The sequence below is a fragment of the Streptomyces sp. NRRL F-525 genome (assembly GCF_000716605.1).
Classification (GTDB): Bacteria; Actinomycetota; Actinomycetes; order Streptomycetales; family Streptomycetaceae; genus Streptomyces.
Window position 1 is genome coordinate 185,244 of sequence record NZ_JNXE01000007.1, and the last position, 13,075, is coordinate 198,318.

The 13,075-nt window shown below is 69.7% G+C and carries 12 protein-coding genes and 1 pseudogene; 9 read left to right on the forward strand and 4 right to left on the reverse strand.

All coding sequences use genetic code 11. The annotated features are described in order from the left end of the window. Positions 1-85: 85 nt before the first annotated feature. The 3 genes from OO69_RS13140 to OO69_RS13150 all read right to left on the reverse strand — a co-directional run bounded on the left by OO69_RS13140 (position 86) and on the right by OO69_RS13150 (position 4,200). On the reverse strand, positions 86-1,117 hold the full coding sequence (locus OO69_RS13140; RefSeq protein ID WP_033280728.1) for an acyl-CoA dehydrogenase family protein: 1,032 nt from the start codon (positions 1,115-1,117) through the stop codon (positions 86-88). 90 nt (positions 1,118-1,207) lie between these two features. Further along, entirely contained in the window at positions 1,208-2,905 is a 1,698-nt protein-coding gene (locus OO69_RS13145; protein WP_033280729.1) for a purine-cytosine permease family protein, read from the reverse strand. Positions 2,906-3,117: 212 nt separating this feature from the next. Next, positions 3,118-4,200, reverse strand: coding sequence for a substrate-binding domain-containing protein (locus OO69_RS13150; protein WP_033280730.1), 1,083 nt, complete (start codon positions 4,198-4,200; stop codon positions 3,118-3,120). 111 nt (positions 4,201-4,311) lie between these two features. Between OO69_RS13150 and OO69_RS13155 the strand changes: the two genes are divergently transcribed. The 9 genes and pseudogenes from OO69_RS13155 to OO69_RS13195 all read left to right on the forward strand — a co-directional run bounded on the left by OO69_RS13155 (position 4,312) and on the right by OO69_RS13195 (position 12,517). Continuing rightward, the gene (locus OO69_RS13155) at positions 4,312-4,788 is read left to right on the forward strand and encodes a MarR family winged helix-turn-helix transcriptional regulator (RefSeq protein ID WP_033280731.1); all 477 of its coding nucleotides are present in this window, start codon (positions 4,312-4,314) and stop codon (positions 4,786-4,788) included. An 80-nt stretch (positions 4,789-4,868) separates the two neighbouring features. After that, a complete protein-coding gene (locus OO69_RS13160) occupies positions 4,869-5,237 on the forward strand; it encodes a YciI family protein (RefSeq protein WP_234444425.1) in 369 nt (122 codons plus the stop codon). Beyond that, positions 5,237-6,433, forward strand: coding sequence for an RNA polymerase sigma factor (locus tag OO69_RS13165; RefSeq protein ID WP_033280732.1), 1,197 nt, complete (start codon positions 5,237-5,239; stop codon positions 6,431-6,433). The genes OO69_RS13160 and OO69_RS13165 overlap by 1 nt, the downstream gene beginning before the upstream one ends. A gap of 103 nt (positions 6,434-6,536) precedes the next feature. Next, a pseudogene (locus OO69_RS13170) lies at positions 6,537-7,868 on the forward strand (aldehyde dehydrogenase family protein); the annotation flags it as partial. A gap of 59 nt (positions 7,869-7,927) precedes the next feature. Next, positions 7,928-8,302, forward strand: a complete 375-nt coding sequence (locus OO69_RS13175) for an ArsR/SmtB family transcription factor (RefSeq protein ID WP_033280734.1) — start codon at positions 7,928-7,930, stop codon at positions 8,300-8,302. Further along, positions 8,299-8,931 (forward strand): SRPBCC family protein, encoded by a 633-nt coding sequence (locus OO69_RS13180; RefSeq protein ID WP_033280735.1) that lies wholly within the window; start codon positions 8,299-8,301, stop codon positions 8,929-8,931. The genes OO69_RS13175 and OO69_RS13180 overlap by 4 nt, the downstream gene beginning before the upstream one ends. A gap of 83 nt (positions 8,932-9,014) precedes the next feature. Then, the gene (locus OO69_RS13185) at positions 9,015-10,070 is read left to right on the forward strand and encodes an NAD-dependent epimerase/dehydratase family protein (RefSeq protein WP_033280736.1); all 1,056 of its coding nucleotides are present in this window, start codon (positions 9,015-9,017) and stop codon (positions 10,068-10,070) included. Between the two features lie 134 nt (positions 10,071-10,204). Then, positions 10,205-11,569 (forward strand): RICIN domain-containing protein, encoded by a 1,365-nt coding sequence (locus OO69_RS13190; protein ID WP_033280737.1) that lies wholly within the window; start codon positions 10,205-10,207, stop codon positions 11,567-11,569. A gap of 42 nt (positions 11,570-11,611) precedes the next feature. Further along, positions 11,612-12,517: an aldo/keto reductase gene (locus tag OO69_RS13195; RefSeq protein ID WP_033280738.1), complete on the forward strand. Its 906-nt coding sequence runs from the start codon at positions 11,612-11,614 to the stop codon at positions 12,515-12,517. A 24-nt stretch (positions 12,518-12,541) separates the two neighbouring features. Here OO69_RS13195 and OO69_RS13200 read toward each other — a convergent pair whose 3' ends face one another. Continuing rightward, positions 12,542-13,000 (reverse strand): pyridoxamine 5'-phosphate oxidase family protein, encoded by a 459-nt coding sequence (locus tag OO69_RS13200; RefSeq protein WP_033280739.1) that lies wholly within the window; start codon positions 12,998-13,000, stop codon positions 12,542-12,544. Between the last annotated feature and the right edge of the window lie 75 nt (positions 13,001-13,075).

Sequence of the window (13,075 nt, forward strand, 5' to 3'; positions counted from 1 at the left end):
GCTGCCGTGCCTCCCCGGATGCCGGCACCACCACCCGTGGTGTCCCGCCACAGTGCAGCGCCGCTCAGGGACCAGGTCAAGCGAATTACGCCCGGTCGGCCAGTGCCTTCAAGTGGACCCTTCTCGACTCCGCCGTCTGGCCCTGAACCAGGAGGAACAGGGCTTCCCGCGCGAGGCGTTGGGCCCTGTTCGTCAACGACAGCGACCTGCCGCCTCCGGCCACTACGGCAGCCGTGGTTGCCGTCATGAGCACCTCGTACGCCCGTGTCCGGAGCGACAGCCGCTCCTCCAAGTGCTCATGCGGTACGGGGTGTTCGGCCAGGGCGTAGGCCTGCTCGCGTACGTCGTCCAGGCGGGTGCGGATCGGACCCGCCTGCTCGCCGTCGAGCAGGGCGAGGGCTGCCGCCGCGACGCCGAAGACCGCCGGGGACGCGTTCGTCGGCTTGGGGCGGTCGGTCTTCGCCCAGTCCGCGTACGGCGTCCGCAAGGCCACCGCCTCTTCTGGTAGCCACAGTCCGTCCAGCTCCAGCGACACCGTGCGGGACGCGGTGAGTGCCGCGAGCCGCATCGGGGCCGACGGGCGCAAGCCGGGCTGCTCCCGCGCCTCCGTGAACGCGAACAGCGCCTCGTCCGCGTCCGTCACCCCCGCGAGCAGCATCACGTCGTTCAGGCCCCAGCCCGTATACCAGGGCACAGTCCCGTCGAAGCGCCAGCCGCCCCGTTCCCGCGTGACCCGTACCGGGATCCGGGGGTAAGCCCGCAGGTGCGCGTACGCCACCCCCGACATCAGCTCGCCTCGCGCGAGGGGGCCCAACAGGCGTTCCCGTACCGGGAGTTCGCTCTTCGCCAGGGTCATGACCGGCGTGTGGTGCTGCGTCTGCACGAACCACGTCGAGCAGCATGCCCCGGCCAGGATCTCCGCCGTCTCCCGGGCCACCGCGCCCGGTGCCGCCGAGCCGCCGTAGGCCACGGGTGCGCTCACGCCCAGTAGGCCGGACCGTCTGATCGCCTCGATGTGGCTCGCCGGGACGCCCTCCTGGTCGACCTGTTCGGCGTGCGGGGCGAGGAGGTCGTCCGCGAGGTGTCGGGCGCGGGTGACGAGGAAGTGGGAGGTCATGCGGGAGATTCTGCCGACGGGGAGGGCGGCGACGCGCGACGCTCCGACCCGTGTCGTAGGAGACGGGCCGGAGCGGTGGGAGCGCGGGGGTCAGTCCGCCGAGCGGACGGCGGGCATCGCCAGGTCGACCGGGCCGGTGGCGCCGGGAGCGCTCTTGCAGGAGTCGTGGCAGTCCTTCTCCAGGCTGCAGCACAGGGAGCAGATCGGGCCGGAGTGGAAGGGGCAGTTCGCGACGTCGGGGCGCTCGAAGTCCGTTGTGCAGACAGTGCAGTTGAGGATGACGGCCGAGGGGAGTCCGTCCGCGTCGAGCAGCGGCTCCTCCAGGTCGTCGAGGCGGGCGATGTAGTACTTGCCCTTGGTGAGGTACGCGAACAGGGGCGAGAGGACCATCGCCAGGAACAGGGCGATGAAGGGGGAGTACGCCTTGCCGTAGTCGCCGAACGCCTTGAAGTACGCGGCGATGGAGACCGCCGACGCGATGAGCATCGAGCCGAAGCCGACCGGGTTGAAGTTGTAGAGGTGGGCGCGCTTGAACTCGATGTAGGACGGGCTGAGTTTGAGCGGCTTGTTGATGACCAGGTCGGCGACGACCGCGCCGATCCACGCGATGGCCACGTTGGAGTAGAAGCCGAGGACCGTGTTGAGGAAGCCGAAGACACCGCCCTCCATCAGGGCCAGCGCGATGCCGACGTTGAGGAAGATGTAGACCACGCGGCCCGGGTGACGGTGTGTCAGGCGGGAGAAGAAGTTGGACCAGGACAGCGAACCGGAGTACGCGTTCGTCGAGTTGATCTTCACCTGGGACAGGATCACGAAGAACGTGGCGAGGCCCAGGGCGACCGGGGCGGCGAAGGTCTTGAAGCCGTGCACGTACTGCTGGATGGGCTCGTTGGCCTTGGCCAGGCCCACGCTGCCCGCGATGTAGAAGGCGAGGAACGCGCCGCCCATCTGCTTGGCCGCGCCGAGGACGACCCAGCCCGGGCCTGCCGAAAGCACCGCGCCCCACCACTTCTTGGCGTTCTCCGGGGTCTTGTCGGGCATGAAGCGCAGGTAGTCGACCTGCTCACCGATCTGCGCGATCAGGGACAGGGCCACGCCCGCGCCCGCGCCGACCCCGAGCATGCTGATGCTGGAGCCGGTGGGGGAGTTGCCCGCGAAGTGCGTGAACTCCGAGAACTTGCCCGGCTCCTGGATCGCGATGGACACGAACGGCGCGACCATCAGCACCAGCCACACCGGCTGGGTCCAGACCTGCATCTTGGAGAGCGCGGTCATGCCGTAGATCACCAGCGGCAGGATGATCAGTGAGCAGATCAAGTACCCGACGGCCAGGGGGATGTGGAGGCCCAGGTCCAGCGCCTGCGCCATGATCGAGCCCTCTAGGGCGAAGAAGATGAAGGTGAAGCTGGCGTAGATGACCGACGTGAGGGTCGAGCCGAGGTAGCCGAAACCGGCGCCCCGGGTCAACAGGTCCATGTCGATGGAGTACTTGGCGGAGTAGTACGAGATCGGGATGCCGGTGAGGAAGATCGTCACCGCCGCCGCCAGGATCGCCACCATGGCGCTGGAGAAGCCGTTCGAGATGGCGATGGAGCCGCCGATGGCGAAGTCGGCGAGGTACGCGATGCCGCCCAGGGCGGTGGTGGCCACCACGTAGGGCGTCCAGCGGCGGAAGGACTTCGGCGCGTAGCGCAGCGAGTAGTCCTCCAGGGTGTCGTTCTTCGCCCAGTCGTTGTAGGTCCGTCCGGCAGCCGTTGCCGGCGCCTCTTTGTCGACGATCTCCGTCACGACACTTCCCTCTTCCACGGGTGTGGGTCATCTCCCGGACGGCCCGGGGGAGTTGGACGGAAGAGTCACGCCGAATTGTTTCCCGACCGTTTCGCCCGCTTTAAATGGAAGGGCTTTCAAAATTCTTTTGGCGACGCGCGTAGATTTAATCGATGCTTCCTGTGGAAACTATTCCTGGAGGAAGGTACTCTCGGTCGGAGCAGGTGGCGAGGTCAGAGTTGGGTGACGATGTCGAAGTCGAAGGCGTCCGCCCGGGCCAGGTACAGCCGTTGGCGGAGGTGATTGCCGTGCAGACGCAGTACGCCCCGCGGGCCCTCGTACGAGACGGTGCCGCCCACCGCGCACATGGCGCCCACATCGAGCGACCGCGCCCGCTCGGCCAGGGCCGCGAGCAGTCGTACACCTTCGAAACACGATTCGCCGAGGCTGCCCACGACGGGTGCCTCCACGCCGAAGCGGGCCGCGTAACGCCCGCTGAAATCAAGGCTTTCGGCGGTGGCGAGGGTCTCGAAGTAACCGGCCGCCGCCCACAGCCCTTCGGTCGCCTCCGCGCCGGTGGACAGCAGGATGTTCTCGTCCATGTGCGTGCTCAGCCGCAGACATCGCTGATGCAGCCCGCGCTCGGCGAACGCCCGGTTGAAGCGCGCCGCGTCGTCCCCGACCAGCAGCATCAGGACGGCGTCCGCCTCGCAGTGCTCGATCCGGCGCAGCACCGGCCCGAACTCGTACGTCCCCAGGGGCACGAACGCCTCGCCCCGCACCCGGCCGCCGCAGTCCCGGGCATAGCGGCGCGCGGCCCGGGCCGTCACCCTCGGCCATACATAGTCGTTGCCCACCGTGCACCAGCGCCGTACGCCGGTCTCCTCCGCCAACAGCCGCATGGCGGGCAGGAGTTGGGCCGCGTCGGTCTCGCCGGTGAGGAACACGCCCGGTGTGCGCTCGCCGCCCTCGTACTGCGCGGTGTAGACGTACGGCACCCGGCCCGCGATGCGCGGCACCAGCGCCTTGCGGACCGCCGAGGTGTGCCAGCCGACCACCGCGTCGACCGCGCGCATCGACACCAACAGCTCGACCTCGGCGGCCACTTGCTCCGCCGGTGCGCCGCCGTCCACCACGATGAGACGGACCTCGCGGCCCAACACCCCGCCGGTGGCGTTGAGTTCCTCCACGGCGAGCTGCGCGGCCAGTTCGCAGGACGGGCCGAAGACGCCCGCCGGACCCCGCAGAGGTACGACCAGGGCCACGACCAAGGTCTTGACCGGGCCGCTGATCCGCCCGGGCGGCAGGGGATGCACCAGACCACCTCCGTGAGGGCCTGAGGGCACGGAAACCGGGCCCGGCCCCGGCGCCCTCGCAGAGGCTCGTAATCTGAACCGCACAGTAGACCTACCGGAAGGACAGCGGCAATGTCGTCCGTACCGTCGCCGGCCCTCGCCCACCTGCTGAGTCACGCCGAGCGGCGACTGGGCCTGCGCATGACCGCCGTCCTGGCCGAGGAGAACTGCTCGCTCGAACAGTGGCGCGTCATGTCGGTCATCGCCGACGGCAAGGGTCACCCGATGACCGAGATCGCCGACCAGGTGCTGATGCCGGCGCCGAGCCTCACCAAACTGGTGGACCGGATGGTCGCCGACAACCTGGTGTACCGCCGCCCCGACAGCGCCGACCGCCGCCGCGTCCTCCTCCACCTCACCGCCCGCGGCCGCACCCTCCACCAGCACGCGGCCCACCGCCTCCTCACCGACCAGACCCGGCTCCTCGGCGCGATCGACGACCAGGGCGACCTCGTACGACTGCTCGCCCGGCTCACGGCGGCGCTCGACCAGGAGCCCGCACACCAGGCCGGGGACGAACCCGCGGAGAAGATCCTGCCGGTTTCCTGAGGCGCGGTGTCGATCCGGCGCCACGGCGTTCGTGTAGGAGGTGAGAGAACCCCCGGAGGGTTCGACAATCCCCTTACACCATGGAGGACGTCATGCCGCACTACCTGCTCAGCGTGATCACCCCGACCGACGGACAGATGCCCTCGCCCGAGGAGTTGGCGGAGATCGGCCGCAAGCTGGAGATCTTCCACGACGAACTTCAGGCCGCCGGGGCCTGGGTGTTCGCCGGTGGGCTGCACGGGCCGGAGACGGCCACCGTGCTGCGGCCCAAGGACGGCGATGTGCTGATCACCGACGGTCCGTTCGCCGAGGGCAAGGAGTATCTGGGCGGGCTCTGCCTGATCAAGGCGGACGACCTGGACGCGGCCCTGGACTGGGGGAAGCGGGCGACCTGGGCCACCACCCTGCCCGTCGAGGTGCGGCCCTTCATGAACACGGCCGAGGACTGATGCCGTTCGACACCGACATCGAGGCCGTCTTCCGTGCGGAGTACGGGCGGGCGGTCTCGGTCCTGGTGCGCTTCCTCGGGGACATCGACCTCGCCGAGGAAGCGGTCCAGGACGCGTTCACCACGGCCGTACAGAAGTGGCCGGAGACCGGCGCGCCGCCGAGCCCGGCCGGGTGGATCATCACGACCGCCCGCAACCGCGCGATCGACCGGCTGCGCCGCGAGTCGTCGAGGGAGGCCCGCCACACCGAGGCCGCCCTGCTGTACGCGTCCGACGCGCCCGCCGAGGAGGGACCCGTGCGCGACGACCGGCTCCGCCTGATCTTCACCTGCTGCCACCCCGCGCTCGCCACCCAGGCCCAGGTCGCGCTCACCCTGCGCCTGCTCGGCGGCCTCACCACCGCCCGGATCGCCCGCGCCTTCCTGGTCCCCGAACCGACGATGGCCCAGCGCCTCGTCCGCGCCAAGGCCAAGATCCGCGACGCGAGGATCCCGTACCGGGTGCCCCGCGACGCCGACCTCCCCGACCGCCTCAAGGGCGTACTGGCCGTCGTCTACCTGATCTTCAACGAGGGCTACACGGACTCGCCGGAGCTGTGCGCGGAAGCCCTGCGCCTCGGCTGCCTCCTCTCCGAGCTGATGCCGGACGAACCCGAGGTCACCGGTCTGCTCGCGCTGATGCTGCTCATCGAATCGCGCCGGGCCGCGCGGGAGGGCCCGGACGGCGAGCTGGTGCCGCTGCCCGACCAGGACCGTGAGCGGTGGGACGGCGAGCTGATCGCCGACGGCCAGTCACTCGTCCGGCGGTGCCTGCGGCTGAACAACCCCGGGCCGTACCAGATCCAGGCCGCGATCAACGCCGTACACAGCGATGCCCCGACCGCGGACGCGACCGACTGGGGACAGATCCTCCAGCTGTACGACCAGTTGACGGCCATCGCCCCGAGTCCGGTCGTCGCCCTGAACCGGGCCGTCGCCGTCGCCGAGGTCGACGGTCCGCGCAAGGCCCTCGACCTCGTGGACGCGCTGAACCTCGGCGAGTACCACGTCCTGCACGCCGTCCGCGCCGATCTGCTGCGCCGCCTGGGCCGCGACACCGAGGCGGTACGGGCGTACGAGGCGGCCATCGCGCGGACCGGGAGCGCGGCCGAGCGCGGCTATCTGGAACGTCGGCGCCGGGAACTCGTCCGGATGTGACAGGCGTGATGCGCAGGGTGACCATGACTGCACCGGAATTTTTCCTGGTGTATGAATGGTTGCTATATACACCTGACCGTCGAGAACCCCCACGCACCAGCAGCGAGGCACCGTGAACCAGTCCAGCCCCGAGCAGCCCGCCGACATCGTGGCCCGGCTGCGCGCCACCTTCCGCACCGGCCGCACCAAGCCCGTCGAGTGGCGCACCGCCCAGCTGCGCCGCCTGCGCGACCTGCTCACGGAGCACGGCGACGACCTCGCCGCCGCCCTCCACGCCGACCTCGGCAAGAGCGCCGCCGAGTCCCAGCGCACGGAGATCGGCTTCACCATCCGCGAGATCGACCACACCCTCGACCACCTCGAGGAGTGGCTGCGCCCCGAGTCCGCACCGGTTCCGGCCCACCTCGGCACGGACGCGACGGCCTGGACGCAGTACGACCCGCTCGGCGTCGTCCTCGTGATCGCGCCCTGGAACTATCCGCTCCAGCTGCTGCTGACCCCGGTCGTCGGCGCGCTCGCCTCCGGTGACGCGGTGGTCGTCAAGCCCAGCGAGATGGCCCCGGCGACCTCCGCCGCCATCGCCCGGCTGCTGCCCGCCTACCTCGACACCGACGCGGTCGCCGTCGTCGAGGGCGGCATCCCCGAGACCACGGCCCTGCTCACCGAGCACTTCGACCACATCTTCTACACCGGCAACGGCGCCGTCGGCCGTATCGTCCTGCGCGCCGCCGCCGAGCACTTGACCCCGGTCGCCCTCGAACTCGGCGGCAAATCACCGGCGTTCGTCGACCGCGACGCCGATCTCGCCGTCGTGGCCGACCGGTTGGCGCGCGGGAAGTTCCTCAACGCGGGCCAGACCTGTGTCGCCCCCGACTACGTCCTGACCGACCCGGAGACCGCCGCCGCCCTCGAACCCCTCCTCGTGAGCGCGGTCGAGAAGGTCTACGGCGCCGACCCGCAGACCTCCGGCGAGTACGGCCGGATCGTCAACGAACGCCACTTCGACCGCCTCGCCGGACTGCTCGACTCCGGCCGGGTCGTCGTCGGGGGACGCAGCGACCGCGGCGACAAGTACATCGCGCCGACCGTCCTCGCCGACGTGGACCCGAAGGCGCCCGTCATGGCGGAGGAGATCTTCGGCCCGATCCTGCCGATCGTCACCGTCCCGGACCTCGACGCGGCGATCGCGTTCATCACGGACCGCGACAAGCCCCTCGCCCTGTACGTCTTCACCGACTCGGACGACACCCGCGCCCGCATCGCCGCCGAGACCTCGTCGGGCGCCATCGGCTACGGCCTCCCCCTCGCCCATCTCACCGTCTCCGACCTGCCGTTCGGCGGCGTGGGCGAGAGCGGCATGGGCAACTACCACGGCCGCTACTCCATCGAGACGTTCAGCCACCGCAAGGCCCTGCTGGAGAAGCCGCTCGTCTGACAGCCGGACTCCTCTATCACCGGTCGCTTATATAAGCGGCCGGTGATACTTTTGGGCACATGCACGCTTTCGATGTGCTCGGAGACCCCGTGCGCCGCCGCATCCTGGAGCTGCTCGCCGAGGGCGAGCAGCCCGCCGGCACGGTCAGCGATGTCGTCCGGCGCGAGTTCGGGATAACGCAGCCCGCGGTCTCCCAGCATCTGAAGGTGCTGCGGGAGAACGGTTTCGCGACGGTACGGCCGGACGGCACCCGGCGCCTCTACGCGGTCGACTCCGGGCCGCTGCGGGACATCGACGCCTGGCTCGACCGGTTCCGCCGCTACTGGACCCCTCATCTGGACGCCCTGGCAACCGAGTTGGCCCGGGGCAAGCGCGAGCGCCGGCTCCGCGAGTCCGACGACGACAGCCCCGAAGAGTCGAGGAGCACCCCATGATCGACGTGACCCACCAGATCAACTCCGTGAGCCGCACGGTCGGCCGACGCGACTTCCAGGCCGGCGAGGCCCGCGTGATCACCATCGGCCAGTCCTACGGCTCACCGGTCGAGGACGTGTGGGACGCCTGCACCAACCCCGAGCGCATCCCGCGCTGGTTCCTGCCGGTCACCGGCGAACTGCGGCTGGGCGGGAAGTACCAGCTGCAGGGCAACGCGGGCGGCACCGTCGAGCGCTGCGACCCGCCCAACTCCTTCTTCGCGACCTGGGAGTTCGGCGGTGAAGTGAGCTGGATCGAGCTGAGGTTGACGCCCGAGGGCGACGGAACGCGCTTCGAGTTGGAGCACATCGCCCATGTCGACGACACGAAGTGGGCCGAGTTCGGGCCCGGCGCGGTCGGCGTCGGCTGGGACTCGATCCTTCTGGGACTGGACGGCAATCTGTCGGGCCAGGCTTCCGTGAAACCCGAGGACGCCATGGCCTGGCTGGGGTCCGAGGAGGGCCGCCGCTTCGTCACCTTGAGCAGCGAGGCGTGGTTCACGGCGAACGTGGCGAGCGGCGAGGACGAGTCGGCGGCCCGCGAGGCGGCCGACCGGACCACCGCCGCCTATACGGGGGCCGGGAGTTGAGAGCCGTAGCGACCGAAGCGCTGACCTGACACCGATCACCGTTGTAGCGTGCGCGCTGGACGCCACGGTGATCGGAGCCAGGGATGAGTGTCGGCGGCGAGACGGTGTTGGTGACCGGCGGGAGCGGCTTCGTCGGCAGCCATCTGGTCCGGCAGTTGCTGGAGCGCGGCTACCGGGTGCACACCACCGTGCGGTCCCTCGGCAACGAGGCGAAGGTCGCACCGCTGCGGGCCATGGGGGACCAATTCCCGGGCGCGCTCGGGCTGTTCGAGGCCGACCTGCTGACGGAGGGCTCCTTCGACGCGGCGATGGACGGCTGCCGGGTCGTGTTCCACGTGGCCTCGCCGTTCCTGATGCCGGAGAAGATCAAGGACGGCCAGAAGGACGTCGTCGAGCCGGCGCTCACCGGCACCCGGAACGTCCTCGCCGGCATCGAACGCACGCCCGGCGTCGAGAAGTTGGTGTTCACCTCGACGGTCGGCGCGATCTTCGGCGACTACGTGGACGTCCTGGCGATGAAGGACGAGACGCTCTCCGAGGACTACTTCAACACCACCAGCACGGTCGAGAACAACCCCTACCACTACGCGAAGACGGTCGCCGAACGCGCCGCCTGGGACGCGCAACAGGCGCAGAACCGCTGGCGCATGGTGTCCGTCAACCCCGGTCTGATCCTGGGCCCTTCACTCACCCCGGCCTCCGACTCCGGCAGCCTGTTCCTCCTCGACGAGCTGTTCAAGGGCTACTTCTTCTACGGGGCACCCGACTTCAGCTTCACCGTCGCCGACGTGCGGGACGTCGCGAGCGCACACATCGCGGCGGCGGAGAACCCCGACGCGCACGGCCGTTACATCGTCGCGGCCGCCCGGATGGCGTCCTTCCTCGACATGTCACGCGCCCTGCGGCAGCACCACCCGCGCGACTACCGGCTGCCCCGGCACGGCCTGCCGCACTGGCCGGTGCGCGTCCTGGGACCGGCGTTCGGGCTCACCCAGGACTACATCCGCAAGCACCTCGGGATCAGGTTCCCCGTCGACAACCGGCGCGGCGTGAAGGAACTGGGTATCGACTACCGGCCGTTGGAGGAGACCCTCCTCGATCACCACCTGGCCTGGCGGGAGTTGAGGAAATCGGGGTGATCGGGTCCCGTCCTCCGCCGTTCACTCCGCCGACGGGTCACCCCTCTTGACTGGTTCAGACCACAGGCGCTTGGGTGTGGCCGATCACCTTTTCGGTGTCATGAGCCTGACCACACTCGAACCGAAGGGCACCCATGCGAACCCCCCACGCCCTGCTCGCCGTCGCCGCCGCGCTGTCGGCGGCGATCGTCGCTCCACCGGCCGGAGCCGCCGACGCGGTCCCCGCTCCGGGCACCTACTACGTCCAGAGCGCCACCACCGGGCTCAACGCGGCCGACAAGGGGGGAGCGGTGGAGCAGCACAACCCCAAGGGCAACGAGGACCACCAGCAGTGGAACCTCCGGACGAGCGGATCCTCGTACGTCCTGGAGAGCACCGACACGGCCGGCAGCTGTCTGGGCCGCTCGGGCAGCACGGCGAAGACCGTTGCCTGTACGAGCGCCGACGCGGCCTGGCAGATCACGCCGACCGGCGGCGACCAGTACACGCTCAAAGTCCCGGGCGCGGAAAGCTACTTGACCGTCGGCGCCAAGCCCTCCGGCGCCAACTACCCGGCCCAGCTTGCCATTGGCGGCTCCGGCAGCCTCGCCTCCTGGTACCTCACGCCGATCACCTCACCCACCAACCCGATGCCGGCCCAGGACCAACGCACCCTGGATCAGGTCACGTTCCTCACCGCGCACAACGCGTACGCCAACGGGGTCGACGGCGGTTTCGCCCCGCCCTTCGTGAACTTCTTCCCGAACCAGTCACGCGGGATCAACCAGCAACTCTCCGACGGCGTACGGGGGTTCATGCTGGACATCCACCAGACCTCCGACGGTGCGATCCTCTGCCACGACAGCTGCACGCTGGTCAGCAGCCCGGTCGCCCTGAACGTCGACCTCCAGCGCATGGTCGACTTCCTCAAGGCGCACCCCGACCAGTTCGTCACCGTCTTCCTGGAGGACTACGTCGACCCGGGCGTCCTGCGCAGCGAACTCGCCCGCGTCAACGGCCTGTACGACGTGCTGTACCGCCCTGACCAGACCGGTGTGCGGCAGAACGGCTGGCCGAAGATGGCCGACCTGATCGCCGCCAACCACCGCCTGCTGATCTTCACCGACCACAGCCGCGCCTCCGACGAGTCCGCGGGACTGACCCGGGACAGCTTCGGCGTGATGTACCAGAGGGACTGGACCGTCGAGAACTACTGGTCCATGGGCTCCGGCGCGAGCTCCTCCGACTGGTCCTGCTACAGCCGCTGGTACGGCAGCGACCTCAACGTGCCGCTGACGCAGACGTATTCGGGGTTCCGGCCGCTGTTCGTCATGAACCACTTCCGTGACGCGACGATCGCCGGAACCGCCCAGACCGACAACACCAAGGTCCTCGACCGGGCCCAGCGGTTCTGCCAGCCGGCCGCCCGCAAGAAGCCCAACTTCCTTGCCGTGGACCGCTACGACCTCGGTGACCCGGCCTCCGCGGTCAACTCCCTGAACGGGTACACGTATCCGTAAAGTGCGGATGGCCGTGCGGCGCGTGTGTGCGAAACTCCGCTGATGACCTCTGAGAAGATCACCGCGGCCGCCGCGGGCACCTGGCAACTCGGCGACCTGTCCGTCAACCGCATCGGCTTCGGCGCGATGCGGCTGACGGGCAGCGCAGCCTTCAACCTCGGGACCCCGAGCGACCGCGACCGGTCGATCGCCGTGCTGCGCAGGGCGATCGAGCTCGGTGTGAACCACATCGACACGGCCGCCTTCTACTTCTCGTCCCTGCGGTCCGCCAACGAACTCATCAACTCCGCGCTCGCCCCCTACGCCGACGACCTCGTGATCGCCACCAAGGTCGGACCCTTCCGCAACTACTCGGGGGAGTGGGGCACTTCGGCCCGACCCGACGACCTGCGCGGCCATGTCGAGGAGAACCTGCGGCAGTTGGGGCGCGACCACCTGGACGTGGTCTACCTGCGCCGGATGCGCCAGGACTCGATCGCCGAGCACTTCGGCGCCCTCGCCGAACTCCGCGAGGAGGGACTGGTCCGGCACCTCGCGATCTCCGACGTCGAGCCGCGTCACCTGGCCGAGGCGCAGGCGATCGCGCCGGTGGTGAGTGTGCAGAACCGGTTCGGGCTCGACTCGTCCAGCCCCGACACCGACGAGATGCTGCGGATCTGCGGGGAACAGGGCATCGCCTTCGTCCCGTTCTTCGCCATCGCGGGCGAGGCCGGGCCGCAGGGCGCGACCACCGCCCACGACGACGAGGTGCTCGCCATCGCGGAGGCCCACGACGCCAGCCCCGCCCAGATCCGCCTCGCCTGGTCCCTCGCCCAGGGCCCGCATGTCCTGGCCATCCCCGGCACGGGCAACCCCGACCACCTCGCCGAGAACGTGGCCACGGGCGCGATCCGGCTCACGGAGGACGATCTGGCCCGGCTCAACGAGCTGCACAGCAAGGCGGGTTGAGCGCCGGCGGGGTTGCGGCGGGGCTCAGACCGCCCAGGTCCCGTCGCGCATGAGATGCCGCTGGGGCAACTCGCGGACCTCGTGCCACGCCTGGACGGCGAGCGGCCGTACCCGGAAGAAGGAGTAGGGCGCACGGTCCTCGCGCGGATCCCAGCCGTACTTCCCGTGAAAGGCCTCGACCGCGGCGGCCGGGACGTCCTGCGCGGTGAAGGCCGTCGCCTCACCGTCGATGAGCACGACGTCCCGGGTGTCCGCGAACGCCAGCCGCGTCCGCCGCCCGTCCGTGAGATTGCGACCGGTGGGATTGGTGGCCCGGGTGGACACCCACACGCACCGCCCGTCCCACAGGAACCACAGCGGCACCAGACACGGCACCCCGTCGGCATCCGCCGAGGCCACCCAGATGTCCAACTCCCGCTCCAGCCGGGCCAGTACGTCACGCTTGCGCTCTTCGGGGCTGCGGGGTGGCGCGGTGATCTTCATGCGCTGGACGATACTGGGGGAGTCCGCGCGGCACCTCGGGCCAGGGGTGTAGGACCTTGGCCCGAGGGTGTCGAC